Origin of the sequence: Aurantiacibacter sp. MUD11, from assembly GCF_026967575.1 — a bacterium.
GTDB lineage: Bacteria > Pseudomonadota > Alphaproteobacteria > Sphingomonadales > Sphingomonadaceae > Alteraurantiacibacter.
Genome location: NZ_CP114054.1, coordinates 1965358 through 1992154 on the forward strand (window position 1 = coordinate 1965358; position 26797 = coordinate 1992154).

29 protein-coding genes are annotated in these 26797 nt (G+C 66.4%); 21 read left to right on the forward strand and 8 right to left on the reverse strand.

The window, feature by feature from the left end; all coding sequences use genetic code 11:
• Window positions 1-27 precede the first annotated feature (27 nt).
• Window positions 28-753 carry a DUF1013 domain-containing protein gene (locus OZN62_RS09815; protein ID WP_269102150.1) on the forward strand — a complete coding sequence of 242 codons (726 nt, stop codon included), beginning with the start codon at window positions 28-30 and terminating at the stop codon, window positions 751-753.
• A 68-nt stretch (window positions 754-821) separates the two neighbouring features.
• On the opposite strand, the gene OZN62_RS09820 is transcribed toward OZN62_RS09815, so the two are convergent.
• On the reverse strand, window positions 822-1244 hold the full coding sequence (locus OZN62_RS09820; protein ID WP_269099459.1) for a bactofilin family protein: 423 nt from the start codon (window positions 1242-1244) through the stop codon (window positions 822-824).
• Window positions 1237-2415: a M23 family metallopeptidase gene (locus OZN62_RS09825; RefSeq protein ID WP_330848738.1), complete on the reverse strand. Its 1179-nt coding sequence runs from the start codon at window positions 2413-2415 to the stop codon at window positions 1237-1239. Before OZN62_RS09825 ends, OZN62_RS09820 begins: the two co-directional genes overlap by 8 nt.
• 248 nt (window positions 2416-2663) lie before the next feature.
• Between OZN62_RS09825 and OZN62_RS09830 the strand changes: the two genes are divergently transcribed.
• The 10 genes from OZN62_RS09830 (at window position 2664) to OZN62_RS09875 (ending at window position 11103) form a co-directional block, all read left to right on the forward strand.
• Window positions 2664-3938, forward strand: coding sequence for a glutamate-5-semialdehyde dehydrogenase (locus OZN62_RS09830; protein ID WP_269099460.1), 1275 nt, complete (start codon window positions 2664-2666; stop codon window positions 3936-3938).
• A gap of 21 nt (window positions 3939-3959) precedes the next feature.
• Window positions 3960-5009, forward strand: a complete 1050-nt coding sequence (locus tag OZN62_RS09835) for an aldo/keto reductase (RefSeq protein WP_269099461.1) — start codon at window positions 3960-3962, stop codon at window positions 5007-5009.
• Entirely contained in the window at window positions 5009-5668 is a 660-nt protein-coding gene (locus tag OZN62_RS09840) for a nicotinate-nucleotide adenylyltransferase (protein WP_269099462.1), read from the forward strand. Before OZN62_RS09835 ends, OZN62_RS09840 begins: the two co-directional genes overlap by 1 nt.
• 137 nt (window positions 5669-5805) lie before the next feature.
• Window positions 5806-6192, forward strand: coding sequence for a ribosome silencing factor (gene rsfS, locus OZN62_RS09845; RefSeq protein ID WP_269102152.1), 387 nt, complete (start codon window positions 5806-5808; stop codon window positions 6190-6192).
• A 120-nt stretch (window positions 6193-6312) separates the two neighbouring features.
• The gene (locus OZN62_RS09850) at window positions 6313-6735 is read left to right on the forward strand and encodes a 23S rRNA (pseudouridine(1915)-N(3))-methyltransferase RlmH (protein ID WP_269099463.1); all 423 of its coding nucleotides are present in this window, start codon (window positions 6313-6315) and stop codon (window positions 6733-6735) included.
• Window positions 6736-6741: 6 nt separating this feature from the next.
• The gene (locus tag OZN62_RS09855; protein ID WP_269099464.1) at window positions 6742-7947 is read left to right on the forward strand and encodes a murein hydrolase activator EnvC family protein; all 1206 of its coding nucleotides are present in this window, start codon (window positions 6742-6744) and stop codon (window positions 7945-7947) included.
• Window positions 7948-8055: 108 nt separating this feature from the next.
• Window positions 8056-9390 (forward strand): S41 family peptidase, encoded by a 1335-nt coding sequence (locus tag OZN62_RS09860; protein ID WP_269099465.1) that lies wholly within the window; start codon window positions 8056-8058, stop codon window positions 9388-9390.
• Window positions 9391-9433: 43 nt separating this feature from the next.
• Window positions 9434-9904: a disulfide bond formation protein B gene (locus OZN62_RS09865; protein ID WP_269099466.1), complete on the forward strand. Its 471-nt coding sequence runs from the start codon at window positions 9434-9436 to the stop codon at window positions 9902-9904.
• Window positions 9901-10419, forward strand: coding sequence for a demethoxyubiquinone hydroxylase family protein (locus tag OZN62_RS09870; protein WP_269099467.1), 519 nt, complete (start codon window positions 9901-9903; stop codon window positions 10417-10419). The genes OZN62_RS09865 and OZN62_RS09870 overlap by 4 nt, the downstream gene beginning before the upstream one ends.
• An 87-nt stretch (window positions 10420-10506) precedes the next feature.
• A complete protein-coding gene (locus tag OZN62_RS09875; protein ID WP_269099468.1) occupies window positions 10507-11103 on the forward strand; it encodes a hypothetical protein in 597 nt (198 codons plus the stop codon).
• Here OZN62_RS09875 and OZN62_RS09880 read toward each other — a convergent pair whose 3' ends face one another.
• From OZN62_RS09880 to OZN62_RS09895, 4 genes are all read right to left on the reverse strand, one after another.
• Window positions 11104-11508 carry a GFA family protein gene (locus OZN62_RS09880; protein WP_269099469.1) on the reverse strand — a complete coding sequence of 135 codons (405 nt, stop codon included), beginning with the start codon at window positions 11506-11508 and terminating at the stop codon, window positions 11104-11106.
• A 12-nt stretch (window positions 11509-11520) separates the two neighbouring features.
• On the reverse strand, window positions 11521-12324 hold the full coding sequence (fabI, locus tag OZN62_RS09885) for an enoyl-ACP reductase FabI (RefSeq protein WP_269099470.1): 804 nt from the start codon (window positions 12322-12324) through the stop codon (window positions 11521-11523).
• Window positions 12321-13352: a YihY/virulence factor BrkB family protein gene (locus tag OZN62_RS09890; RefSeq protein ID WP_269099471.1), complete on the reverse strand. Its 1032-nt coding sequence runs from the start codon at window positions 13350-13352 to the stop codon at window positions 12321-12323. Before OZN62_RS09890 ends, fabI begins: the two co-directional genes overlap by 4 nt.
• 61 nt (window positions 13353-13413) lie before the next feature.
• Window positions 13414-14364, reverse strand: coding sequence for a DnaJ C-terminal domain-containing protein (locus OZN62_RS09895; protein ID WP_269099472.1), 951 nt, complete (start codon window positions 14362-14364; stop codon window positions 13414-13416).
• Window positions 14365-14446: 82 nt separating this feature from the next.
• On the opposite strand from OZN62_RS09895, the gene pdxH reads away from it, so the two are divergent.
• The 3 genes from pdxH to OZN62_RS09910 are packed head-to-tail and all read left to right on the forward strand — an operon-like array spanning window position 14447 to window position 16805.
• Window positions 14447-15058: a pyridoxamine 5'-phosphate oxidase gene (pdxH, locus tag OZN62_RS09900; protein WP_269099473.1), complete on the forward strand. Its 612-nt coding sequence runs from the start codon at window positions 14447-14449 to the stop codon at window positions 15056-15058.
• Window positions 15055-15993: a cation diffusion facilitator family transporter gene (locus tag OZN62_RS09905; RefSeq protein ID WP_269099474.1), complete on the forward strand. Its 939-nt coding sequence runs from the start codon at window positions 15055-15057 to the stop codon at window positions 15991-15993. Before pdxH ends, OZN62_RS09905 begins: the two co-directional genes overlap by 4 nt.
• The gene (locus tag OZN62_RS09910) at window positions 15990-16805 is read left to right on the forward strand and encodes a PhzF family phenazine biosynthesis protein (protein WP_269099476.1); all 816 of its coding nucleotides are present in this window, start codon (window positions 15990-15992) and stop codon (window positions 16803-16805) included. The genes OZN62_RS09905 and OZN62_RS09910 overlap by 4 nt, the downstream gene beginning before the upstream one ends.
• Here the strand turns inward: OZN62_RS09910 and OZN62_RS09915 are convergent.
• A complete protein-coding gene (locus OZN62_RS09915; protein ID WP_269099478.1) occupies window positions 16790-17902 on the reverse strand; it encodes a serine hydrolase domain-containing protein in 1113 nt (370 codons plus the stop codon). The genes OZN62_RS09910 and OZN62_RS09915 overlap by 16 nt on opposite strands.
• A 78-nt stretch (window positions 17903-17980) precedes the next feature.
• Here OZN62_RS09915 and OZN62_RS09920 point away from each other — a divergent pair, with 78 nt between their 5' ends.
• Window positions 17981-18328, forward strand: a complete 348-nt coding sequence (locus OZN62_RS09920; protein ID WP_269099480.1) for a hypothetical protein — start codon at window positions 17981-17983, stop codon at window positions 18326-18328.
• A gap of 11 nt (window positions 18329-18339) precedes the next feature.
• Here OZN62_RS09920 and mnmA read toward each other — a convergent pair whose 3' ends face one another.
• Window positions 18340-19491 carry a tRNA 2-thiouridine(34) synthase MnmA gene (gene mnmA / locus OZN62_RS09925; RefSeq protein WP_269099481.1) on the reverse strand — a complete coding sequence of 384 codons (1152 nt, stop codon included), beginning with the start codon at window positions 19489-19491 and terminating at the stop codon, window positions 18340-18342.
• A gap of 116 nt (window positions 19492-19607) precedes the next feature.
• Here mnmA and OZN62_RS09930 point away from each other — a divergent pair, with 116 nt between their 5' ends.
• The 6 genes from OZN62_RS09930 (at window position 19608) to OZN62_RS09955 (ending at window position 26793) form a co-directional block, all read left to right on the forward strand.
• A complete protein-coding gene (locus OZN62_RS09930; protein ID WP_269099482.1) occupies window positions 19608-19946 on the forward strand; it encodes a hypothetical protein in 339 nt (112 codons plus the stop codon).
• On the forward strand, window positions 19943-20242 hold the full coding sequence (sciP, locus tag OZN62_RS09935; RefSeq protein WP_269099483.1) for a CtrA inhibitor SciP: 300 nt from the start codon (window positions 19943-19945) through the stop codon (window positions 20240-20242). The genes OZN62_RS09930 and sciP overlap by 4 nt, the downstream gene beginning before the upstream one ends.
• Before the next feature lie 135 nt (window positions 20243-20377).
• Window positions 20378-20644, forward strand: coding sequence for a GlsB/YeaQ/YmgE family stress response membrane protein (locus OZN62_RS09940; protein ID WP_269099484.1), 267 nt, complete (start codon window positions 20378-20380; stop codon window positions 20642-20644).
• Between the two features lie 237 nt (window positions 20645-20881).
• The gene (locus OZN62_RS09945) at window positions 20882-22075 is read left to right on the forward strand and encodes an efflux RND transporter periplasmic adaptor subunit (protein WP_269099487.1); all 1194 of its coding nucleotides are present in this window, start codon (window positions 20882-20884) and stop codon (window positions 22073-22075) included.
• Between the two features lie 10 nt (window positions 22076-22085).
• The gene (locus OZN62_RS09950; protein ID WP_269099488.1) at window positions 22086-25529 is read left to right on the forward strand and encodes an efflux RND transporter permease subunit; all 3444 of its coding nucleotides are present in this window, start codon (window positions 22086-22088) and stop codon (window positions 25527-25529) included.
• A 13-nt stretch (window positions 25530-25542) separates the two neighbouring features.
• Window positions 25543-26793, forward strand: a complete 1251-nt coding sequence (locus tag OZN62_RS09955) for a DUF445 domain-containing protein (RefSeq protein ID WP_269099489.1) — start codon at window positions 25543-25545, stop codon at window positions 26791-26793.
• Window positions 26794-26797: the final 4 nt, after the last annotated feature.

Below are 26797 nucleotides of genomic sequence, written 5' to 3' on the forward strand. Positions count from 1 at the left end.
GCCGTGGCTGATCAAGCCAAGCCCCTCATGCCCCATGCGACCGCCAGCTGGCTGGTCGACAATACGGCCCTCAGCTTCTCGCAGATTGCCGAGTTCTGCGGCCTGCACATCCTCGAAGTGCAGGCGATGGCGGACGACCTTGCCGGTGCCAAGTACACCGGTCGCGATCCCGTGCACTCGGGCGAGCTGACCCATGAGGAAATCGAACGCGGCCAGGCTGACCCGGCCTACCGGCTGGTGATGCAGAAGGCCCCGGTCGACGTAAGCCGCACCAAGGGCCCGCGCTACACCCCGGTGTCGAAGCGCCAGGACAAGCCCGACGGCATTGCCTGGATCCTGCGCAACCATCCGGAAATTTCCGATGCGCAGATCGGTCGCCTGATCGGTACCACCCGCAACACCATCAACGCCATTCGCGAGCGTTCGCACTGGAACATCCAGAACATTCAGCCGAAGGACCCAGTGACGCTGGGCCTGTGCTCGCAGCGTGAACTGGATGCCGCCGTGGCCAAGGCCGCCAAGCGTGCGCCGGTCGAAGCACCGGCCGAGGGTGAGGAGGCTGCCGCCGCGCCCGCCGCGCCGCGTGACGACAAGCAGGAACTGATCGCCGAACTGCGCCGCGAGCGTGAGGAAGCCGCCAAGGCTGCTGCCGAAGCCGCGCAGGAAGCCGAGGCCGAGGCCTGGCTCGAAGCCAAGCGTGCTGCCGAGGAAAAGGGCGAGGAAGAAACTCCCGCCGGTTCCGAAGCCGAATAAGCTTCGTCCAATACAGGTGGGGCGGCCTTCGCGGACCGCCCCATCCCCTCCCGAAAGCTCGTGACTGCCTAGCCGGCGAGCGACAGCCTGCGCTGTTCCTCGGCGGACATCGGCGTAGCCGGCTTGTCGCCGCCTGCCTTGATCGTCTGGCCGGACGGCGCAGCCTTGGCGCGCAGCGGGGCGAAGCGGCCATCGACCGATGCGCCCTGCTCGATGGTCAGCGTGTCGTAGCTGACATCGCCGTGGATCTTGGCGGACTTGAGCACGACCAGGTCGCGCACTTCGATCGTGCCCTGCACCTCGCCGGACAGGCGGGCGCTCTCGGCCTTGATCTCGCCTTCGATACGACTCGTTTCGCCTTGCACCAGGCTGGCGCAGGCAAGGTTGCCGGTGACCTTGCCGTCGACGTGCAGGTCGACGGAAGCCTCGATGTCCCCCTTGATGGTGACGTCGGGGCCGATCACGGAAAAGGTGCCGCCCGGATTAGCCATCGGCTTCACCGTCTGCCTGCTCGCCGCTTGGGGCGAATTCCGCTCGGACTTGTTCGAGAACATGGGGGGCTGTCTCCAGGAAGGGGCGCGGGTTCACGGCATTGCCGTTGACGCGCACTTCGAAATGCAGGTGCGGGCCGGTCGAGCGGCCGGTGTTGCCGATCGCGCCGATGCGGTCACCGGCGGCGACGCGCTGGCCGACCTGTGCATTGAAACGCGACATGTGCGCGTAGCGGGTGACGACGCCGGCACCGTGGCTGATCTCCACGACCTTGCCATAGCCGGACTTCCAGCCGACGAAGGTTACGCGGCCATCGGCGGCAGCATTGATCGGCGAACCGTGCGGGGCGCGGAAATCCAAGCCGCGGTGCATGGCGGCGCGGCCGCTAAACGGATCGCGACGATAGCCGAAGCCCGAGCTGATCGAACCGATGTCGGCCGGCATGACCTGCGGGATCTGGTCGAGGCCACGCTCCAGCGCGCTCATCCGGGCGAGGCTGGCACCGAGGCGTTCGAAGCGCGGGTCCAGCGAGCCGTCGCCTTCGGAGACGAGGTCTTCCAGCGGACCACCCATGGCGCTGTTGTTGCTGTTCATCACGGCGCGCGGATCGAGGCCCAGCTGGCGAATGGCCTGCTCGGCACGGGCGGCGCGGCGATCGGCGTAAAGGGTCAGGCGCTCGGTGAAGGCGAGCTGGCGCGCTTCGACGCGGGCCAGGCCTTCCGCTTCGGGGAAGACTTCGCGGATCATGCTGATCAGCTCTTCGCTCTCGGCGCTGGAATCGGTGACGGTGTGCTCGACGTCGGCCATCACGTCTTCGGGCAGCATTTCGACGATGCCGTCGAGCAGCTGCTGGCGCGCTTCCAGGTCAGCTACGGTGGCGGCGATGTCGTCCGAATAGGCGGAGAAGCGATCTTCCGCGGTGGCGACCTGCGCTTCGCGCTGCAGCAGGTCCGCGCGCTCGCTGCTGGCCTGCCATTGGCTGACCGCCATGAAGCCCATCGAACCGGCCCAGCCGACAGCGATGGCCAGCGCCAGTCCGGCGGTGCCCATCTGCATGCGGGTGGTTAGTGTCAGGAAGCGAACCTGCCCCTTGGAGCGCATGAAGAATTCGCGCTCCGGAAACCAGGCCCGCAGGCGGTCCCAAAATCCGCCCTTGGTATTTTTTGTCAAAACGACCCCGTGTGTCCCGTTGTGATCCCGTTATGTATTGCCAGCGATAGCGCGCACACGCGAGGCGTCGATAGCCCGGCGTTAACCTTTGGGGCGAGTCGAACCCATCGTGCGATGAATCGTTTCATCGGGCGAAAATTTCTTCCGCAGCCGGGAACCAAATCGCCGGTTGGCCTTTGCCGCGCGCCTTGCACCGCTCAGGCGATTCGCCCCTGACAGGTGCCATGGGGAATGTTAGGGGCGCGCCCATGAGTACTGAAACACTGGAAAGAACCGACTTCGACGCGCTGATTGCAGACCTGGCCAAGAAGGGTCGCGCAGCGCAACGCCAACTCGCTCGCGCAACCGATGCGGAGAAGGCTGCCGGCCTGCGTGCTGCCGCTGCCGCCATCCGCGCCGATGCCGCCGCGATCATCGCCGCCAACGCCAAGGACATGCAGGCCGGCGAGGCCAACGGCCTGTCCGCCGCCATGCTCGACCGGCTGAAGCTGGACGAGGACCGGCTGGAAGGCATTGCCGCCGCCATCGAGAACGTGGCCGGCCTGCCCGACCCGGTGGGCGAGGTGATTGACCGCAGCGAAGCGCCCGCCGGCATGACGCTGGAGCGCCGCCGCATTCCCATCGGGCTGATCGGCATCATCTACGAGAGCCGTCCCAACGTCACCGCTGACGCCGCAGCGCTCTGTCTGCGTTCGGGCAACGCCGCCCTGCTGCGCGGCGGTAGCGAGGCGATCCATTCGAACCGCGCCATCCACGCCGCCTTCGCCAGGGGGCTGGAGGAAGCCGGCCTGCCCGCCGACGCCATCCAGCTGATGCCGACGCAGGACCGCGAAGCCGTGGGTGCCATGCTGAAGGCTGCCGGGCTGGTCGACATGATCGTGCCGCGTGGCGGCAAGGGCCTTGTCGCCCGCGTCCAGGCCGATGCCCGCGTGCCCGTGCTCGCGCACCTCGACGGCATCTGCCACACCTACATCCACTCCGCCGCCGATCCGGACATGGCGGAGAAGATAGCGGTCAATGCCAAGATGCGCCGCACCGGCATCTGCGGGGCGATGGAGACGCTGCTGATCGACGCCAACTTCCCCGCCGCAGCCCGCGTGCTGGGCGCACTGGCGGACGCAGGCTGCGAGCTGCGCGGCAATGCCCGCGCACAGGCCATCGATTCCCGCGTGAAGCCCGCCACGGCAGAGGACTGGGACACCGAATATCTCGAGGCCAAGCTGTCGGTGGCGGTGGTCGACGGGCTGGACGAGGCGATGGAGCATATCGCCCGCCATTCCTCCGGTCATACCGAGGCGATCATCACTGCTGACGAGGCTGCCGCGCGACGTTTCCTCGACGAGGTCGATAGCGCCATCGTGATGCACAACGCCTCCTCGCAATTCGCCGATGGCGGCGAGTTCGGACTGGGCGCGGAAATCGGCATCGCCACCGGCCGGCTGCACGCACGCGGGCCGGTCGCGCTGGAAGGACTGACGACCTACAAGTGGCAGGTGCTGGGTCAGGGCCAGGCGCGCCCGTAGGCGATCAAGGGAGGGGCGAGAATGCGTTACAACCGCTTGGGCAATTCCGGCCTTGTCGTGTCGGAGCTGTGCCTTGGCGCGATGACCTTCGGCACCGCGCCCTCCGCCTTCTTCCAGCACGATCTCGACCAGGCCGGGTCCACTGCTTTGGTGAAGCAGGCGCTCGAAGCGGGCGTCAATTTCATCGACACGGCGAACCTCTATTCCGCGGGGCAGAGTGAGCAATATGTCGGCGGTGCCCTGCGCGACCTTGGCGTGGCACGTGACCAGGTGGTGATCGCCACCAAGGGCATGGGGCCGATGGGCGAAGGCCCGAACGATGCCGGCTACGGTCGCTACCACCTGCTCAACCAGATCGACGCCAGCCTCGACCGCCTCGGCCTCGAGCATGTCGACCTTTACCAGATCCACGGCTGGGACCCGAATGCGCCGATGGAGGAAGGATTGCGGGCGATGGAGGACATCGTGCGTTCCGGCCGGGCGCGCTATGTCGGCGTGTCCAACTGGGCGGCATGGCAGATCGCCAAGGCGCTGGGCATTGCCGAGCGGCGCGGGTGGGACAAGTTCATCTCCAACCAGGCGCTCTACGCGGTCACCGCGCGCGAACTGGAGCGCGAGCTGGTGCCGATGATGCTGTCCGAAGGCCTCGGCCTGATGGTCTGGAGCCCGCTGCTGGGCGGCTTGCTGTCGGGCAAGTACGATTTCGGCAAGGACGGCGTGAGCGGCGAGGGCCGCCGTGCCAAGCTCGATTTTCCCAAGGCCGACAAGGGCTTGGCGGAGCAGGCCGTGGAAGCGATGCGCCCAATGGCAGAGCGGCACGGCGTGACCGTGCCCGCGATCGCGCTGGCCTGGCTGCTGCACCAGCCCGTCACCGGATCGGTTATAATTGGTGCCAAACGCAAGGAGCAATTGGCACAAAATCTCGCGGCCACCGAGGTCGAACTGTCGTCCGAGGAGCTGGCGACGCTCGATGCCATCGGCGCGCTCGATCCTGAATACCCCGCCTGGGCGCTGATTTCGCAGGAACAGCGCCACGGCTTCCGCGTCTCGCCACGGCGACGCTCTTCCTGATGCGCGGCAAGGTCGTCGGGCTGCTGGGCGGCAGCTTCAACCCTGCCCATGGCGGACATCGCCGCATCACCCTGTTCACCATCCGGGCGCTGGGGCTGGACGAGGTGTGGTGGATGGTATCCCCCGGCAATCCGCTGAAGCCGCAGCAGGGCATGGCCCCGCTCGCCGCCCGCGTACGCTCCGCGCAAGGGCAGGCCCGCAACGCGCCGATCCGCGTCACCGCCATCGAGCAGGAACTTGGCACACGCTACACCGTCGATACGCTGCGGGCGTTGAAACGCCGCTATCCGCAGCATCGCTTCGTCTGGCTGATGGGTTCGGACAATCTCGCCCAGTTCCATAAGTGGAAGAATTGGCGGCAGATAGCCCGAGAAATGCCCATTGCCGTGATAGCGCGGCCGGGTTATGACGATGCTGCCCTTGCGAGCCCCGCAAAGGCCTGGCTGCGGCGTTACCGGTTATCCGCAGCCGGATTACGCAACCGGGGCGAATGGAGCGCACCAGCGCTGATAGAGCTGCGTTTCGATCCCGATCCGCGTTCGGCCACACAGATACGCCGGGCGGATCCCAATTGGGCAGACGGGTTTGCCGAACCTGCCCCACGGGATGAAGTGACGCATTCCCTTATTCATGACAGGCCGATGGGGGTGGACGCGTGAGGCGTCTTGCCCTTTACGCTGTCGTCCATCACCCCATATACGGAGCATGACCATACGCGATGACCACTGCCAATCCTGGGGCGCGCCAGCGTTCCGCCGACAACGGCACCAGCACCGCAACTGCAACTTTCATCTCCATGCCTGATATCGACACCACCATCTCTGCAGAGCCCGGATCGGTCCACGAACTGGTGCTGACCCAACTCGACGACGACCAGGCGCAGGACGTCGTATCCATTCCGCTGGAAGGGAAGAGCTCGATCGCCGACTTCATGGTCGTCGCCTCGGGCCGTTCCACCCGGCAGGTGGCTGCGATGGCGCACAAGCTGGCCGAGAAACTGAAGAAGGCGGGCGAACCCAGCCCGCGCATCGAAGGCCTGCCGGCAGCCGACTGGGTGCTGATCGATGCGGGCGACGTCGTCGTCCACCTGTTCCGCCCGGAAGTGCGCAGCTTCTACAACCTCGAGCGGATGTGGGGCTTCGGCGAAGACGGCGAAAAGCAGAGCGCGGTAGGCACGGCGTAACTTGTCTTCCGCTCACGCAGCCGCGTGAGCGTCCTCGCTAGACGCGCAGCAAGGCTGCGCACGCTGCGGGCGGCAGTTCGGCCTTGCGGCCCGTTGGACGCGGACCGGTAGGAGAAGGCAATGCTGCTTCACGTCATCGCTCGCGGAAAGATCGCTCGCTCTCCGGAAGAGGAGCTGGTCGAGCGTTATGCCAAGCGGATCACCTGGCCGCTCAAGCTGACCGAATTGCCCGAGACCGGCGGCCGCATTCCCGATCCGCAGACTCCGTACAAGACCGTCCTGCTCGATGAGCGCGGCAAGAACCTCGGCTCCGAGGAGTTTGCCGCCATCCTCGAACGCTGGCGCGACCAGGGCATGCGCGAATGTCGCTTCGTCATCGGTGCGGCGGACGGCCATTCGCAAGACGAGCGCAATGAGGCGGACCTGCTCATTTCCTTCGGCAAGGCCACCTGGCCGCACCTGCTGGCCCGCGCCATGCTGGCGGAGCAGTTGTTCCGCGCCACCTCCATCCTTGCAGGCCATCCCTACCATCGGGCAGGATAGCACCTGATGCATCGCTGGCTGCTCCTCGTCGGTTCGCTTGCCTTCTGCGCCGTTGCGGCGTCGGGCCAGCTTGCGCCTGCCAGCCAGAGCCCGGAGGACATGCGCGCCTCGCTCTCGGAAGCCTTGCAGGAACGTGCCGCCGCCGAAGCGCGCAGCGCCCGCTTCGAACAGCAGGCGCAGCAGGCTGAGGATGCCGCCGAGCGCGCCGCCAGCCAGGCGGCCGCGCTGGCTGCCCGGATCCAGCAGGCCGAAGCGGGTATCACCGCCGCCCGCGCGCGGATTGCCATGATCGACCGTGAACAGGCCGACCTGCGCGAAGAGCTGGGACGCGAGCAGCAACCGGTGGTCGAACTGACCGCCGCCTTGCAGCAATTCTCCCGCCGGCCGATGGCGCTTTCCATCCTGCGGCCGGGATCGGTGAAGGACGTCGTCTATCTGCGGGCCCTGCTGCACGACCGCGTACCACAGGTGCAGGCGAGCACGCAGGGTCTGCGCAACCGCATCGACCGCAGCCGCGAATTGCGGCGCGAGGCCCTGGCCGCCGCACAGGTGCTAGAAGCCGAAGAGACGGAACTGGCAGCACGGCGCGAGGAACTGGCCGAGATCGAGACCCGCCAGCGCCTGGCCGCTCGGGCAGCCGGCAGCAGCGCCAACCGCGAGGCCGAGCGCGCACTGGCACTGGCAGAGGAGGCGCGCGACCTCGACCAGTTCCTTGGCGAACTGGATCGCGCGGCCGCGCTTCGCAGTCGCCTTGCGGCGCTGCCCGGACCGCGCCTGCGCCCGGCCGATCCGGCAGCCTCGGAAGTCGCCGCCGCACCTTCGCCTACGCCATCGCAGCGCCAGGCTGGGGCGCCGCGCCCCTACATGTTGCCGGTCTCCGGCCGCACGCTCACCGGTTTCGGCGCGCCGCTGCCCTCGGGCCTCAGCCAGGGCATTACCCTTGCGCCCATCGGCGGCGCGCAGGTGGTGGCACCGGCTGCCGGACGCGTCGCCTTCGCCGGAGCCTATCGCGGGTATGGCCGCATCGTCATCATCGAGCACCCGGGCGGCTGGACCAGCCTCGTCACCGGACTTGCCCGCAGCGATGTCACCGTAGGCGAAGAACTGGTGAGCGGCTCACCCATCGGAGTCGCCGGGCCGAGCGATCCCAGCGTGACGCTGGAACTGCGGCGCGAAGGAGAACCGGTAAACCCGCTGCTCTACGCCGGTTGAGCGCCTTTATGTCCCCGTCAGGGGCGTTTCGGCGCATCATCTGGCGTTAAGCGAGACCATGCTATAAAAGCACCAATGGGACTCCCCTCCTTGCCGAGGACACGATTTATGAAGTTTGCCCCTGCGATTCGCGCTGCTGCCCTGTGCACGGCCGTTGCGCTCGTTCCCGCCACCACGGCTGCCCTGGCGCAGGTCGAAGGCCGCGCCTCGCCCGAATTCGCGCGGCTTTACGCGACGTACCAGCGCATCAAGGCCAGCTATGTTGAGCCGGTTGAGGACGACGTGCTGATCCGCGGAGCGATCGACGGCATGCTGGCATCGCTCGATCCGCATTCGGCCTATCTCGACGGTGCGGCGCTGGAACGCCTCAACACCATGATCGACGGCAACTACCAGGGCCTGGGTATCTCGGTGCAGATGGAAGACGGCGCGGTTAAGGTGATCTCGCCCTTCCGTGGCAGCCCGGCCGAAGTGGCCGGCATCAAGGCCGGTGATTATATCACCCACATCAACGGCGACCTGATCTACGGCCTCGAGCTGAACGACGCCGTGGCGCAGATGCGCGGTCCCGCAGGCACCAATATCGAAGTGACCATCTTCCGTCCCGGACGCGAGGACAGCTTCGAAGTCACCGTGACGCGCGGCGTGATCGAGCTGGAGCCGGTGACCTGGGAACTGCTGGACGGCAACATCGGCCACATCAGCGTCAACGAATTCTCCGCCGACGTCGGCGCCGACGTGCGCCGCGGCATTCGCGACCTGCAGGAGCAGGCAACCGGTCGCCTCGGCGGTCTGGTGCTCGACCTGCGTCGCAATCCGGGCGGATCGCTGGACGAGGCGGTGGCCCTGTCCGACCTGTTCCTTTCCAGCGGTCAGATCGTCTCGCAGCGCGGTCGCAGCAGCCGCGACACGATCTATTACGATGCCGAAACCGTTTACCGCGGCGACGTGGCCGCGGGCCTGCCGCTGATCGTGCTGATCGACGAAGGCTCGGCCTCGGCCAGCGAGATCGTCGCCGGTGCCTTGCAGGATCACCGCCGTGCGCTGGTGATGGGCGAGCGCAGCTTCGGCAAGGGCAGCGTGCAGACGCTGCTGCCGCTTTCGCGCGATGCTGCCCTTAAGCTCACCACCGCACGCTATTACACGCCTTCGGGCCGCAGCGTGCAGGAAGGCGGGATCGAGCCCGATATCCGCGTGCCGCAGCTGTCCGATCCGGATGCAGAGCGTCGCCAGCGCCTCGCCCTGCGCGAGAGCGACCTGCGCGGCCACCTCGTCGGCGAACTGGGCGTCGAAGACGAGAACCTCGAGCGTGACCGGCTCGACGACCCGCGCTTCCAGCTGACGGCAGCCGAGTTGCAGGAGCAGGGCATCGACGACTTCCAGCTGGATTACGCGGTGCGTACCCTGCGCCGCACGGCTGGCGTAACCGTCGCCCGGAGGTAGGATGGGAGTTGCGCTCCGACGCTGGTTGTCGGAGTAAGGGCGCATGACCAACCCCCTCCCCATTTCCGACAGGCTCGCGCAGCGGCTGGCACTGGCCGTTCCGGCCTTGCTGCTCGCCGGTGCCTACATCTCCGAATACGGCTTCGGCCTGTTCCCGTGCGAGTTGTGCTGGTGGCAGCGCTATCCGCATTTCGCTGCGGTAGCCCTGGCCCTCATCTCGACCTTCGCCGCGCCAAAGCGCGTGTGGATTGGCCTGGCCGCACTGGCCATCGGCATTTCCGGTGCCATCGGTGCATTCCATGCCGGTGTCGAATATGGCTGGTGGCAAAGCCCGCTCGGCTGCACCGCGTCGGACCCGCTGTCGCTCGACTTCGTCCGCTGTGACGAGGCTGCCTGGCGCTTCATCGGCATTTCGCTGGCTGGGTGGAACGCGCTCCTTTCCATCGGCGGCGCAATCGCCATATGGGTGCTGCTGCTGGCCCGAGAGAAAGCGACTGGGGAGAAGAAGGCATGAACAAGAGCCGCGAGGAAATGATCCGCGTCGACCAGGCGGGCGAATTCGGGGCGACCCGCATCTACGCCGGCCAGCTGGCGGTTATGGGCGATCGCGGCCCGCACTCGGCGGAAATCCGTGCCATGGCAGAGCAGGAGCGCGGCCACCGCGAGGAATTCGATGCGCTGATTGCGAAGCGCGGCGTGCGCCCCACCGCCCTGCAGCCGTTCTGGAACGTTGCCGGCTATGCGCTGGGCGCGGGCACGGCGCTGATCGGCCCGGAGGCGGCCATGGCCTGCACCGCGGCCATCGAGGAAGAGATCGACCAGCACTATTCGCGCCAGCTCGAGGAGCTGGAGCGCGACGGCGACGATCCCGAACTGGCCGACATGATCCACCGTTTCCGCGAGGACGAGCGCGAACACCGCGACGCCGCCCTCGCCCATGGCGCGGAAAAGGCGCCTGCCTATCCGCTGCTTTACGGCGCGATCCGGCTGGGTTGTCGTGCGGCGATCAAGCTGTCGGAGAAGATTTGATCCACGTCATGTGAATCGCCCGCGCTTCATGGCGTGTTCAAGCAGGAAGGCGCTGTAATCGGTGCCATTGGATTTATGAGGATAACGATGACCCGCATTTTCGCCCTGACTGCTGCCAGCGCCATTGCTGTCGGCCTCGCCGCCACCCCTGCCGCCGCGCAGGACGAGGGCGGCGACCGCGTCAACCAGGTCATCATCTACGGTGACGACGAATGTCCCGAATCGACCGATGACATGATCACCGTCTGCGCCCGTTTGGACGAGAGCGAGCGCTATCGCATCCCGCAGCGCCTGCGCCAGAGCAGCTCACCGCAGAACGAAAGCTGGACCCAGCGCGCGCTGGCTCTCGAAGCGGTCGGCGATTTCGGCCCGCTCAGCTGCACGCCCGTCGGTGCCGGCGGCGACCTTGGTTGCACGGTGCAGATGATCGAGCAGGCCTATGCCGAGCGCGCCAGCTCCAGCGACGTGCGCTTTGCCGAACTGATCGCCGAGGAGCGCGAGGAACGCCTCGCCACCATCGACGCCGAGGCTGCGGCGACGCAGGCCCGCGTCGAGGAACTGGAAGAGGCCGAACTGGAACGGCGCCGCCAGGCCCAGGGCGAACCGCTGCCGGGTGAAGACGACGAAGCCCTGCCCGAAGTGGTCGATCCCGATGCCATTCCGGAAAACCCGCCGGCCGGCTGATCAGTCCGACTTGCCGGGGAAGCGTTCGAACTCCGGCATGTCCGATAGCTTTGTCATCCATTCGCGCCGCTCGGCGACCTGCACTTGCACGGCAGGAGTCTGCGCGTCGGGTTCGTCCAGCGTGACGGTCTGCACATCGACAATGCCGGGCAGCATTTCCGCGTTCAGGTAGAACAGCGGCGTGCCGCAATTGCCGCAGAACTGGCGAATGGCGGTGCCGTCGGCCGAGTAGGTCGCCGGTTCACCCTTGGTGATGCGGAAGCTACCGGTCTTGAAGGCGATCCACGCCACCATCGGCGCGCCCGAACCCATCTGGCAGTCGCGGCAATGGCAGATGGCATGGTGCGGGATTTCCCCCGATGCCTCGTAGCGGATCGCTCCGCAGCGGCATCCTCCGGTCACCATGGCCATTCTCCCCTAGCTTAGCGCGATATCCGGAGCGTCTTCCTGCTTCATGCCGACGACGTGATAGCCCGCGTCGACGTGGTGCACCTCGCCCGTCACGCCCGACGACAGGTCGGACAGGAAATACAGGCCCGATCCGCCAACGTCCTCGATGGTGACATTGCGTCGCAGCGGCGAGTTGAGCTCGTTCCACTTCAGGATGTAGCGGAAATCACCGATGCCGCTGGCGGCCAGCGTCTTGATCGGCCCGGCGCTGATCGCGTTGACGCGGATATTGTCCGGACCAAGGTCGTTGGCGAGGTACTGCACGCTGGTTTCCAGCGCCGCCTTGGCCACGCCCATCACGTTGTAATGCGGCACGACCTTTTCGGCGCCGTAATAGGTCAGCGTGACGATCGATCCGCCGTCCTTCATCAGCAGCCGTGCGCGCTTGGCGGCGGCGACCAGCGAATAGGCGGAGATGTTCATCGTCATCAGGAAGTTGTCGAGGCTGGTGTCGACATACTGCCCGCGCAGCTCGTTCTTGTCGGAGAAGCCGATGGCGTGGACGAGGAAGTCGAGCTTGCCCCACCTTGCCTTGATCTCGGCAAAGGTGGCGTCCATCGCCTCCATGTTGGACACGTCGCATTCGATCAGAAAATCGCTGCCGACACGCTCCGCCAGCGGCGCGACGCGCTTCTTCAGCGCCTCTCCCTGGTAGGAAAAGGCCATTTCCGCGCCCTGCTCATGTAGCTTCTGCGCAATGCCCCAGGCCAGCGACTTGTCATTCGCGAGCCCCATGATGAGGCCCTTCTTGCCTGCCATCAGTCCACTCATGCGACCTTGCCCTCCGATGTTTCTTTTCCGGCTTCGATTTCGCCCCGCTCCGCCGCCAGCCGTTCCCGTTCTTCCTCGGGCGTTTCGGCCAGGGCGGCATTGAGCTCCGCACCTGCCACCATCCCTAAGCCGACCAGCCAGAAAAAGAAAAGCACGATCATGAAACCGGCGAGCGAGCCGTAGGTGAGATTGTAGGTGAACAGCAGGCGCAGCACCGGGGGAAGCGCCAGGGTCACGCTGATCCACCACACCGTCACGAGGAGGGCGCCCGGCCACTTGGGATAGCGCCGGTGACGGTACATGGCCGGGGTCAGCGCGATGAACAGCATCCAGATCGAGAAGTAGAGACCGAAGGCTGGGACGATGCGCGACCAGGCCAGCTGGCCTAGCGCTTCGGTGAAATCGGGGAAGTAGGCCTCGATCACCTGCTGCGCCGCGCTGATGGTCACCTGCGCGAGGAAGGAGGTGAGCAGCAGCAGCACGGCGACCATGATGATGCCGGTCGAAAGGACGCGGTACTTCCAGAAGGCCTGCGTCGGCTCCGTGCCATAGGCGCGGCGGAGAATGTCGCGAATGGTCTCCACCAGGCTGCCGACGGTCCACAGCCCGACCAGTGCGCCGACCCACAGCAGCCAGCCGCTGCGCGCCTCGACCACGTTGCGCGCGACCGGCCCGATCACTTCGCCGACGACGGGCGGCAGGGCGGTGAGGATGGCGTTGATGGTGGCGGCACGCTCGCCCTCCTCGCCGATGGCCGAGAACACCGCCGCGGCGAGGATGAAAAAAGGGAAGATCGCCAGCACCGACATATAGGCGAGGTTGCCGGCATGGATCGTGCCGTCGTTGAAGCAGCCGATGGCGACGCGCTTGACCACTTCCCAGCTGCGCTCGCCACGGCCCAGCGAGCCGCGCAGGCGCGCCAGTGCGCCGGGTCTTTCCATGGCGAGGTGCCGACGGGCTTCGGGAGAGAGATCGGGCAGCGGCGGGCCCGGCTTCTCGTCTTCGTCGCTGATGCCCGGAAGTGCCATCGTTGCGCGATCCTACCAAGCTGGACGGTTAAGTCGAGAAAACCCGCCCGCGCGGCGGCTGCTACAGGCCCATATGCTCGCGCGGATCGTCCGAATCCTGCCAGTCTTCCAGCTTCTTGGCGAGGTCGGAGACGTCGTCCGGCAGGTGGATTTCCAGCGTCACCAGCTGGTCCCCGCGGCCGCCGCCCTTCTTGCTGAAGCCCTTGCCCTTCATCCGCAGCACCTTGCCCGAGCTGGAGCCGGCGGCGACGGTGAGCATGACCGGGCCATCCACCGTTGGCACCTTGATCTTCGCGCCGTTGACCGCCTCGTCGAGGCGGATCGGCAGGTCGAGGCGCACATCGTCGCCATCGCGATAGAAGTAGGGGTGGCGCTGGATGTCGACCACCACGATCCCGTCGCCATTGCCGCCGGGGCCGGGTCGGCCCTTGCCCTTGAGGCGCATGGTCGTGCCATCTTCGACCCCGGCAGGCAGGGCCAGGTCGATGGTCTTGCCGTCGGCCAGCGTGATACGTTGCTTTGCCCGCGTCGCAGCGTCGACGAAGGGCACGGCCAGCTTGTAGCGAATGTCCGCACCCTTCTGCGGCGGGGGTGGAGGCGGACGGCGGAAGCCCTGCTGCTGGCCGCCGCGCGAACCGTTGCCGCGCCCGAACAGGCCTTCGAACAGGTCGCCAAGGTCCAAGTCCTCGGCCCCGCCGAAACCCTGGAAGTCGCGTGAAGAATACGCATTCCCGCCCGGACCGCCGCGCGCGCCGCCGAAGCCGCCACCCATGCCGAACGGCATGGAGGGGTTGCCTTCGGCGTCGATCTCGCCGCGGTCGAACTGGGCGCGCTTGTCCTTGTCGGACAGCAGGTCGTAGGCTTGCGTGACCTTGCTGAACCGCTCCGCCGCCTGCGGATTGTCCTTGTTGCGGTCGGGATGCAGTTCCTTGGCCAGCTTGCGGTAAGCCGACTTGATGTCGGCTTCGCTCGCGGAACGGCTTACGCCAAGCAGGGAGTACGGATCGGACATGGTGTGTTAGCTAGGTAAGGCAATGATATTTGGCAAGCGCGGCCTTTCATACGCGCCAAAGGGGGACTAGGTCCGTCTGGCTATGAATGACCCCGCCAACGCCATCCCCGAGGCTGACCCGTTCGCGCTGTTCGAGACATGGTTCGCCGAAGCGAGGGAAACCGAACCCAACGATCCCCATGCCATGGCGCTGGCAACGGCGACGCCTGACGCCGCACCATCGGTGCGCATGGTGCTGCTGAAGGACCACGGGCCGGACGGTTTCGTGTTCTACACCAATGCACAGAGCCGCAAAGGCGGAGAAATCATCGCCAATCCGCAGGCGGCCCTGCTGTTTCACTGGAAGAGCCTGCGCCGGCAGATCCGTATCGAAGGCCCGCTGACCGAGGTCAGCGCCGCGCAGGCGGACGATTACTTCCACTCGCGCCCCTATGTCAGCCAGGTCGGCTCGGCCGCCAGCGACCAGTCGCGCCCGCTGGATCGCCGCGAGACCTATATCGACCGGGTAGAAGTCATCCGCGAGCAGTACGAGCAAGCCGGCGAAGTGCCGCGCCCGCCGCACTGGACCGGCTTCCGCCTGGCCCCGCGCGCCATCGAGTTCTGGATCGACCGGCCCAACCGCCTGCACGAGCGTCGCCGCTTCACCCGTGATGGTGACGGCGGCGCATGGTCGAGCACGCTGCTCTACCCGTGACCGACAAGCGCGCCTTCCTCACGCGCAGCGCGGCCTTCGCCTCGATCGGCGTGGCACTGCTGCTGGCGGTGCTCAAGCTTTGGGCGGTGGTGCAGACCAGCTCCACCGCCATGCTCGGCAGCCTGGCCGATACCGGGCTGGACCTGATGGCCAGCCTGGCGACTCTGGTAGCCGTGTGGATCGCCGCGCATCCGGCGGACGACAACCATCGCTTCGGCCACGGCAAGGCAGAGGCGCTGGCGGCGATGTTCCAGATCATCCTGATCGTGCTCTCCGCCGGGGCCATCGCCTTTCGCGCCTTGGTGCGCCTGGTTGAGGGCGGGGAAACGCAGGCGGCGGAGCAGGGCATTGCCGTTTCCGCCATCGCCATCGTCGCCACGCTGGGGCTGGTGGCCTGGCAGCGCCATGTCGTGAGCCGCACCGGCTCGGTTGCGATCAAGACCGACAGCATCCACTACCAGTCCGACCTGTTTCTCAACCTTGCCGTGATCGCCGCATTGGTGCTGGACCAGTATGTCGGCTTTGCCGAGGCCGACCCGCTGTTCGGTCTGGCGATTGCCGCCTGGCTGCTGTGGGGCGCATGGTCGGCTTCGAGCGAGGCCATCGATCACCTGATGGATCGCGAATGGCCGGAAGAGAAGCGTCGCGCCTTCGTCGAGGCGGCGGCAAAGCACCCCGAGCTTTCGCGCCTGCATGACCTGCGCACCCGCACCAGCGGCGACCGCGACTTTGCGCAGTTTCATGTCGATCTGCCCGGCACCATGTCGGTGCAGGCCGCGCATGACATCGTCGAGCGGGTGGAAACGGACCTGTGCCGCCAGTTTCCCGGCCTCGAGCTGCTCATCCACATCGACCCGCGCGGCCATCTCGACGAGCCGGGCAACACGCTGGTCGAAGCTGACGAATTCGCGCAATTGAAGGACGAACCCGAATGACCCGCCGTTCCCTGCCTTACTGGCATGTCGACGCCTTTTCCGACCGTCCTTTCGCGGGCAACCAGGCGGGCGTGATGGTGCTGGAGCAATGGCTGCCCGACGACGTGCTGGTGGCTATCGCCGAGGAAAACAATTTCGCCGAAACGGCCTTCCTCGTGCGCGATGCCAGCGGCGAGGCGGACTGGGAGCTGCGCTGGTGCACGCCGACCTACGAGATCGGCCTGTGTGGCCATGCCACGCTGGCGAGCGGCCACCTGCTGCTGACCCATCCCGACTACATGCCCGATGCGCAGCGCGTCACCTTCCGCACCCGCAAGGCCGGCATTCTCGAAGTGCGCCGCGCGGGCGACGGCTACGAGCTGGCACTGCCCGCCATTCCCACCGAGCAGGGCGAATGGGCGGAAGCCGTCGCGCTGCTTGGCGCGCAGCCGCAAGAGGTCTGGCTCAGCCCGGATCGCTACGGCATCTACCTGTTCGATTCCGCTGCGGAGGTGCTGGCGCTCGAACCGGACCTGCGCGGGCTGAAGGCACTGGGGACCGACCAGTTCATCTGCACCGCGCCCGGCGCCGAGACCGACGTGGTCAGCCGTGTCTTCGTGCCCGGCGGCGGGGTGGACGAGGACAGCTTTACCGGCTCCGCCCACGCTGCGCTGACACCGTTCTGGACCGGGCGCCTTGGCCGCGACAGCTTCACCGCCTTCCAGGCCTCGCAGCGCGGTGGCCATGCGACCTGCCGCATCGACGGCGACCGTGCCGTGCTGGCCGGCGACTGCGTAACCGTGGTGGAAGGGCGCTTCTACCTGGAGGGGTAGAGCGCGACGATCCGCTCCAGCGCATCGACCAGCGCGGGGCGATCTGCGTCGTCGGTCTGGCCCAGCCGCACCACCGTCAGCCGCTGGCGCGGGGAGACGATGACGAATTGGCCGAGGTGGCCGACGGCAGCGAAGATATCCTCGCTCACCGCTCCGTCGAACAGAGCCTTGCGTTCCTCGCCCGAGGGATGGTTGAGCCACAACTGGCCGCCGTAGTCGGGCGATGCAGGACTTGGTCGGCGCATGAATTCGATCCAGCCGCGCGGCACGATCTGGGCCCCGGAAACCGAACCGCCGTTGCGCAGGAACTCGCCGAACTTCGCCCAGTCGCGGGCGGTCGCCCAGAAATGGCTGCCGCCCACCAGCGTGCCGCTGGCATCATATTCCCCGGTCAGCGAATCCATGCCCAGCGGCACGGCCAGCCGGTCCGCCACGTAACCAGCCATGGCCTCCTGTCGCTCGCGCGGGGAGGCATCGGGGGCCAGCGTGTCGGTAGCGATGTCGGCGAGGATCACGCTGGAGGCCGTGGAATAGGTGAAGGTGCTGCCCGGTTCGTGCGCCAGCGATTGCGCCTGGGCCCAGCCAGCCATGTCGTCGCGTCCGTCCATGAACAGCATGCGCACTTCGTCGGACGTGTAGGCGGGGTCGACCGCCTCGTCGTGGTCGAGGCCGGAGCGCATCTGCAGCAGGTGGCGCAGGGTAATCGCGCTGCGCGGCTCGCCCGGACGCTGCCAGCGTTCCACCGGCGCGGGATCGTCCAGCCGCAGGCGTCCGTCGGCAATCAGCATCCCGATCAGGACACCGGTGACGGACTTGGACATCGACCAGCCGGTGAAGCGGATTTCCGGCCCGTAGCCCTCGCCATAGCGTTCGGCGACGATCTCGCCCCCGTGCAGCACCAGCAAGGCGCGCGTCTCGCCAAGGCCCTCGGCCGTGAACAGCGTGTCGATGGCGCGGGCCAGTTGTTCGCGCGGAACGCCAGGGTCTTCCGCCACGACTTCCAGTGCGGCGGACGGCAAGGGCTGTTCCGGCGGTGGCCCCTCCTGTGAACATGCGGCGAGCGCCGCCATGGACAGGATGGCTGGCACGAACACCATTGGCGTGCGTGAAAACAGTCGGCTAGAGAAGGAGCGAAGCGTCATTGGCGCTGTCGTCTTTCCTGCAGGACCTTGCAAATGGCAACCGCAAAACCAGCCGCGAAGCGTCGCGGCGCCTTATTGTTCAAACTGCTCGTCGCATTGGCGGTGATCGGCGGGGCAGTGGCCTGGTTCTTCGGCGATGCCATCACCGGCTATGCGCAGGCGGGCACGGGCTATGCGGCGAAGAATGCCTGCTCCTGCCGTCACCTTGGCGGACGCGAACTGAACCAGTGCGAAGACGACCTGCTGCCGGGTATGGCGGCAATCTGGCTGAGCGAGGACGAGGCCGAACACAGCGTCACCGCCAGCATTCCGCTGCTGCACAGCGAGACGGCCAGTTTCGAGGAAGGCTTCGGCTGCGTGCTGGAGCCTTACGAGGGCTGAGACGTCCGGCGCTAGGCTTTCTCGGTCGTCTCGATCCACCCTCCGCCGACCACCCGATCGCCGGCATAGATCACGGCGGCCTGGCCGGGCGCGACACCGTATTCGGGCGTGTCGAAGCGGATCGTGGTCGCCGCGCCGTCGCCCAGCGGCCCATCCAGCACGATCGGCACCGGCTTGGCCAGCGAGCGTACCTTGGCCGTCAGCGGTGCGTCGGGCAGCGGCCCGATGCGGTTGGTCTCCACCAGCTTAGCGGCCTGCACTGCCAGCATGCGCTTGGGTCCGACGAGTACGCGCGCGCCTTCGGGGTCGAGACCGACAACGTAGAGCGGTTCCGGCTGGCCGCCGATCTCCAGCCCGCGGCGCTGGCCGACAGTGTAGTGGATGATGCCGGGGTGCTGGCCCAGCACCTCGCCGCTTTCGGCATGCACGATCTCGCCGGCGCGGCCGCCCTCGGGCCGCATCGCCTTCACGATCTTGGCATAGTCGCCATCGGGCACGAAGCAGATGTCCTGGCTGTCCGGCTTGTTCGCCACCACCAGCCCGAACTCCTCGGCAATCGCACGCACCTCGGTCTTGGGCAGTCCGCCCAGCGGGAAGCGTAGGTAGTCGAGCTGCTCCTCGGTCGTGGCGTAGAGGAAGTACGACTGGTCGCGCGCGGGATCGAGCGCGCGGTGGAGTTCAGGGCCGTGCTCGCCCACCACCCGGCGCACATAGTGGCCGGTGGCAAGGCAATCCGCGCCCAGCTCCTTCGCCATGCGCAGCAGGTCGGTGAACTTGGGCCCCATGTTGCAGCGGATGCAGGGAATGGGCGTGCGGCCGGCCAGGTATTCGTCGGCGAAGGTTTCGACCACCTCCTCGCGGAAGCTCGACTCGTGGTCGAACACGTAATGCGCGATGCCCAGCCGGTCTGCCACCATACGCGCGTCGCGAATGTCGTCGCCGGCGCAGCAGGCGCCCTTGCGACCCGTCGCCGCGCCATAGTCGTAAAGCTGCAGCGTGATGCCCATCACTTCTGCGCCGGTACGGGCCGCCAGGGCCGCCACCACGGAGGAGTCCACGCCGCCCGACATGGCGACCACGATCCGGCATTCGGACGCGGGGCGCGGCAGGTCGAAAAGCTCCTCGGCGTTAACCGAGACGGGAAGGGCGGCGATATCGGACATTGCGCGGCGGCGCATACACGGGACGGCGGCTCAGCAAAAGCCCGGTAACGCATCTCAAGTTTCGGTTAAGCCGCGCTTTACCTGATCTTGACGCTTCGGCCCTATTGGCTGGTGTCATGTTCGAAGGGAAACCTCCTGCTGCGCTCGACTCGCGCAATTCCGCCACCGGCACCGCGCCGGAGGATGCGCTGTGCGAGCTGACCTGGACCGACCTCGTCACCAAGCTCAAGGCCGCGCGCGAACTGCGGGCGGAACTTGCGCATGGCGAGGACGCGTTGCTGGCCAGCTTCGATGCGGGGTCGGCAAGGCACCTGGCATCGCACCTCGATGCCCTTCGGCAATACGATGACGAACGGGGCGTTAACCCTGATGATTTAGGCAATGGCAAAGGGGCTTGCGGCAAAGCGAACGAACGCGCTGACCGCGAGACACCGGCCACCCGAGGAAATACATGATCGAGAACCAGAAAATCCGTCCGGCGCAGGTAATCGGCCCCCTTGGCGAGCCGCTGACAATCGACGACCTTCCTTCCCCCGACACCAAGCGGTGGGTGGTTCGCCGCAAAGCGGAAGTCGTGGCTGCCGTTAACGGCGGGCTGCTGACGATCGACGAAGTCCTTGAGCGTTACAACCTGACGCTGGAGGAATTTGCGGGCTGGCAGCGGGCGGTCGACCGCTCTGGCATGCAGGGCCTGCGCGTCACCCGTATCCAGCACTATCGCGACCTTTACGAGCGCCAGCTCAAGTACTGAGCGCGGCGCTCCGCCGAAAGGCAAACGCCGAAACTCATTCAAGAGTCTAGGAACGCCGGGCTGGTCCCGGCGTTTTCTTTGCCGTATCCCCCTCCCATTCCCCGGGAGAGAGGGAGTTACGCAGGAGGACAAGCAATGGGTTGGATTATCGCAATTATCGTTGGCGGCGTCATCGGCTGGATCGCCAGCATGATCATGAACCGCGACGCTTCGATGGGCATTTTCTGGAATATCGTCGTGGGCCTGATCGGCTCGCTGCTCGGCGGCTGGATCGGCACGACCTTCCTCAACATCGGTTCCACCCTGACCGAGTTCAGCCTTCCCGGGCTGGCCATGAGCCTTGCCGGCGCAGTCGTGCTGCTGGGCATCATGAACCTGATCCAGCGCGGACGGGTGCGTTAAACGCTTCCCACGCGACAAAAGATTACAAAGTCGACGAAGGGCGGAAAGCTTCGACTTTCCGTCCTTTTTCGCATCGGAATGCCTGTTTCGTCGGCAGTCATCGCGGCTTTGCAGAACCGCGCATTGCACCGCGCCCCTCCTAAGGTCTATGGGGCGCGTGCACGGCCAAAGGGGCCGGTCGCGCGCTGTCGCTACCTATGGTAGGGATGCGTGCGTTCTGAATAAGGCAAGCTGCCGATGAATTACGAGACCAAAGTGGATCTTGCAGATACTCGAGACGGCGTCTTACTCGAAGGCGATCCGGAAGCCGAAGCCGCGCGCGCCAAGCGCCGCAAGATGTGGACCATCGTGGGCGTCATCGTGGTCGGTGCGCTGGTGGCTCTGTGGCTGCTGACGCGCGGTGAGGAGACGGTGCCCTTTGCTGCCGGCGAAGACAGCACCACCCCGCGCGTGACCGTCGTTTCGCCGGGCGCCGGGACGATCCAGGGTTATATCAATGCCACCGGCACGCTGGCAGCACGCCGGGAAATGCCGGTCGGCGTGGTTGGCGAAGGCGGCCGCGTCGTCTCCGTGGCGGTGGAGCCGGGTGACTGGGTGCGCGCCGGCCAGGTGCTCGCCGTGATCGATCGCTCGGTGCAGAACCAGCAGGCATCGGCGCAGGAAGCGCAGATCAATGTGGCGCAGGCCGATGCCGACCTGGCCCAGGCCAATCTCGATCGCGCCCTGCAGCTGGTGGAGCGTGGCTTCATCAGCCAGGCCGATATCGACCGGCTGACCGCTACGCGCGATGCCGCCGTGGCCCGCGTCGAAGTGGCCCGCGCCCAGCTGGCCGAACGTCGCGCCCGTAATGCCCAGCTCAACATCGTCGCTCCGGCCGCCGGCCTGGTGCTGACGCGCAATGTCGAGCCCGGCCAGGTCGTCAGTCCCGGCTCCGGCACGCTGTTCAGCATTGCTCGCGGCGGCGAGATGGAACTGCTGGCGCGCATTGGCGAGGTCGAACTCGGCGCGGTCAACGTCGGCGCCACCGGTCTCGTGACGCCGGTCGGCACGGACCAGCAGTTCACCTGCCAGGTTTGGCAGAAGTCGCCGGTGATCGACGAGCTTACCCGCCAGGGCACCGCGCGTTGCGCCTTGTCCTACGACCCGGCCCTGCGTCCGGGCGGCTTTGCCTCGATCGAAATGGCGAGCCAGGCCGTGGTTGCCCCGCGTCTGCCCGAAAGTGCGATCATGTCGGACGACCGTGGCAGCTATGTCTACATCATCGATGACGAGAACCTTGTCGTTCGCCGCGATGTCGAACTCGGCATGATCAGCGATGAAGGTATCGCCGTGGCCAGCGGCCTGCAGGGTGACGAGCGCGTCGTGCTGCGCGCCGGCGGCTTCCTGACCGAAGGCGAGACGGTACGTCCTGTAACCGAAACGGCACAATAGAGCCCCCACGATGAACCTGAACCAGATCTCTGCCTGGTCGATCCGGAATCCGATCGTCCCCATCCTGGCGTTCATCGGCCTGATGCTGGCCGGTATCTTCTCGTTCCAGGACATGGATATCCAGGACCAGCCGGACATCGAATTCCCGGTGGTGCTGGTCAACATTTCGCAGCCGGGCGCCGCGCCGCCGGAGGTCGAGAACCAGATCACTCAGCGCGTCGAGGCGGCGGTGCAGACGCTCGACGGGGTGGAGAATATCCGTTCGACCGCATCGGAAGGCAGTTCCTTCACGCAGATCGAATTCGCGCTGGGCACCGACATCGCCGAGGCGGTGAACGAGGTGAAGAGCGAGATCGACAACATCCGCGGGGAGCTGCCCGACGGCATTCTCGAACCGCGCGTGTTCAAGCAGCAGACCAGCTCGCAGCCGATCGTTTCCTTCGGCGTGACGGCCGACGACATGACGCTGGAGCAGCTCAGCTGGTTCATCGACGATACGGTGACCAAGCGCCTGCTGACGGTGGATGGTCTGGCCGAGGTCAGCCGCAGCGGCGGTGTCGACCGCGAAATCCTCGTCATCCTCGATCCGGCGCGCATGCAGTCGCTGGGCGTCACCGCCAGCCAGGTGAACAATTCGCTGCGCCAGCTGAACCTCAACGCGGCGGGTGGCCAGGCCGAGATCGCCGGGTCACGCCAGTCGGTGCGTGTGCTGGGCAATGCCCGCGACGCCTATGAACTGTCGCAGACGCAGATTCCCATCGGCGGCGGCCGTTTCGTCAAGCTGTCGGACATCGCCCGCGTCACCGATTCCTTCGGCGAACTGACCACCGTGGCCAAGGTCGATGGCAAGCAGGTCGTTACGTTCTCCATCACCCGTGCGCGCGGCGAGAGCGACGTGCGCGTCTATGACGATGCCATCGAGGTGCTGCAGCAATTGCAGGAGGCCAACCCCGGCGTCACCTTCACGCGCCTGTTCACCGAGGTCGACTACACCAAGGACCAGTACGAAAGCTCGATGGCGCTGCTGGTCGAGGGCGCGCTGCTTGCCGTGGTCGTGGTGTTCCTGTTCCTGCGCGACTGGCGCGCGACCATCATCGCCGCGCTGGCGATCCCGCTGTCGGCCATCCCGACCTTCTATTTCATGGACCTGCTCGGCTTCTCGCTGAACACGCTGTCGCTGCTCGCACTCGGACTGGTGGCCGGTGTCCTTGTCGATGACGCCATCGTCGAGATCGAGAATATCGTGCGCCACATGCGCATGGGCAAAAGCGCCTACCAGGCCTCCATCGACGCTGCCGACGAGATCGGCCTCGCGGTTGTCGCCACCACCTTCTGTATCGTCGCGGTCTTCCTGCCGGTGGGCCTGATGCCGGGCATTTCCGGCCAGTTCTTCAAGAACTTCGGCCTGACCGTCGTCGCCTCCGTGCTGATGTCGCTGGCCGTGGCCCGCATGATAACGCCCATGGTCGCGGCCTACTTCCTCAAGGCCAAGGGGCAGGCGGTGCACGGTGAAGGTCCGATGATGGACCGCTACATGAAGGTTCTGCGCTGGTCGCTCGACACCACGGCCTTTCGCGCGATGCGCCAGCGTATCGGCCATGCGCCGACCCGGTGGTATTTCCACGTCGCTTCGCTGCTGGTCGGCTGGTTCCTCCTGATCATCCTGCCTGCCATGGGCGGTGGCGGCGACCCGGCCATGGCGGGCGAGGCCGCTGCGGAGGCCGGCGGTTTCGAAATGCCGGCTGTATCCACCTTCATCTGGATGGCGCTGCCGGCCTACGTCGTCGGCGGCCTGGTCACCTTTGTTGTCGGCCTGATCCTCGGTCGCATCATCGGCTACGAGGCCAATGCCTACGTGGCCCGCTCGCGCTACCTTGCCGCGCGTTTCCTCGACCACCGCGTGTGGATGATGCTGGTGGGCGTGTTCGCCCTGCTGCTGACCGTGGTGATCGCGGGCAGCGTGCCGCAGCAGTTCTTCCCCGACAACGACAGCGACTTCTCGCGCATCTCGGTCTCGATGGTGCCGGGCACCACGCTGGAACAGACCGAAGCGGTGATCGACGAGATTTCCGCGCGCCTGAGCGAAGAGCAGGAAGTCGCGCTGGCGCTGGGCATCGCCAACGAAGGTTCGGGCCGCATCAGCCTGGTGCTGCGCGACGATCGTGAGCGTTCCAGCCTGGAATTCGAGCGTGAGATGACGCCGGTGCTGCAGGACATTCCCGACGCGCGCGTCAACTTCCAGAACAACCAGGGCGGCGGTGGCGGCACCGGTCGGGCAATCTCCATCATGCTCTCCGGCTCCGATCCGGACCTGCTGTTCGAGACTGCCGCGACGCTGGTCGAACAGATGGAGACGGTCGATGGCGCCGTTGCGCCGCGTATCGACTACGACCTTCAGCGCCCCGAGCTGATCATCGAGCCGCGCGAGGACCTCGCCGCCAGCCTTGGCGTCACCACGCAGGCGCTGAGTCAGGCGATCCGCATCGCGACGCTGGGCGATATCGACCAGAACGCCGCCAAGTTCTCGCTGTCCGACCGCCAGATCCCGATCCGGGTCCGACTTGCCGAGGATGCCCGCCGCAACCTCTCGACCATCGAGAACCTACCGGTGCCCACGGCAACGGGCGGCTCGGTGCCGCTCAACCGGGTGGCCGACATCTCGCTGGGCATGGGGCCGACCTCGATCGAGCGTTACAACCAGAACCGTCGCGTGTTCGTGGGGGTCGACGTGGCGCCGGGCTTTGCGCGCGGCACCGTGCTCAACGCCATCAATTCGCTGCCGATCATGGACAACCTGCCGACCGGCGTTTCCAACCTGCCGGTGGGTGCGGACGAGTGGCAGGCGGACCTGATCCAGAGCTTCATCGTCGCCGTGGTGACGGGCCTGTTCCTCGTCTTCGCGGTGCTGGTGCTGCTCTATCGCCGCCTGGTGTCGCCACTGGTCAACATGGGCTCGCTGTTCCTTGCCCCGCTGGGTGGCTTTGTCGCCCTGGTCGTGGTCGGCGTGCTGCAGAATGGACAGCCGCTGCCGATCTCGCTGCCGGTGTTCATCGGCATGCTGATGCTGCTGGGCATCGTCGCCAAGAACTCCATCCTACTGATCGACTTCGCCATCGAGGAGATGGCCGCGGGCACAGAGAAGATGGCTGCCATCATCGAAGCCGGCCACAAACGTGCCCAGCCCATCGTCATGACCACCGTGGCCATGACTGCGGGCATGGTGCCGACCGCGCTTTCGCTGACTGGTGACAGCGCCTGGCGCGCCCCCATGGGCACGGTGGTGATCGGCGGCCTGCTGCTTTCCACCCTGCTGACGCTGCTGATCGTTCCGGCGGGCTTCAGCCTGGCCGACGGGCTGGAGAAGAAGCTTGGCCCGTGGTTGCGCGAGAAATTCCTGACCTACCAGCCGGGTGACGAGCACGGTCCGCGCGCGGAGCCTCAGCCTGCCGAGTAGGCGGGATCTGACGATGCAGGGCGGCGCGCCGCTGCCGCCCGATCGTGCGCGCCGCATGCGCATCACCGCGACGCTGTTGCTGGTGGCCATGGCCGCAATCTTCCTGCTCGCGCACAACATGCTCACCGTCCACCCGGTGTGGGGCTATGTCCATGCCTTCGCCGAGGCGGCGATGGTGGGCGGCCTCGCCGACTGGTTCGCGGTTACGGCGCTGTTCCGCCACCCGCTGGGCATCCCCATCCCGCACACGGCGATCATCCCGGAGAACAAGGATCGCATCGCCGACACGATGGCGCAGTTCCTGCGCTCCAACTTCCTCACGCCCGTCGTGGTCGCCCGCCGGATGCGCGAGATGAACGTGGCCAAGGCAGCAGGTGATTTCCTGGTCAAGGGCGGCGACACCACCGAGGGCCGTTTGCGCGCGGGCGCTGCCGAGCTGTTGGTCGAACTGCTCGAATCGCTCGATCCCGACCGCCTGGGGATGCAAGTGAAGGCGGGTCTGGCGCGGCAGGCGGAGAAGATCGAAATCGCCCCACTGCTGGGCAAGATGCTCGAAGCCGCAATCGCCGACGATCGCCACCGCCCGTTGATGGACGGGATGATCCGCTGGGCCGGCCTGACGCTGGAAGACAACGAGGAAATGGTGCGCGATATCGTGCAGCAGCGCGCCAATGCCGTGATCCGCTGGACGGGTCTGGACGGCCGGTTGGCCAATTCGGTACTCGACGGCCTCTATCGCCTGCTGGCCGAGATCCTGGTCGACCCCGAACATCCGCTACGTGGCAAGGTGCAGGAAGGGCTGGAGAAGCTGGCGCACGACCTGCAACACGATCCCGAGACCCGCGCCAAGGTCGAGCGGATGAAGAACGACCTGCTCGACAATCCCGCCGTCGCCGACTGGTGGATGGGCGTATGGGAGCGGCTGCGCAAGTCGCTGATCGACATGGTCCGCAATCCCGACCGCGCGATGGACGGACAGATGGGCCACAGCCTCGCCGAACTGGGCAAGACCCTGCAGAGCGACCCGGCGCTGCAGCTACAGGTGAACCGTTTCGCCCGTCGCACGCTCGTGGGCATGGTCAATCGCTATGGCGAGCAGATCGTCAGCCTGGTCTCCACCACGGTGAAAAGCTGGGATGCCAGCACCGTCACCGGCCGCATCGAGCGCGCGGTGGGGCGCGACCTGCAGTTCATCCGCATCAACGGCACGCTGGTGGGCGGACTCGTCGGCGTGACGATCCACTTCCTGACGCAGGTGCTGTAAGCGA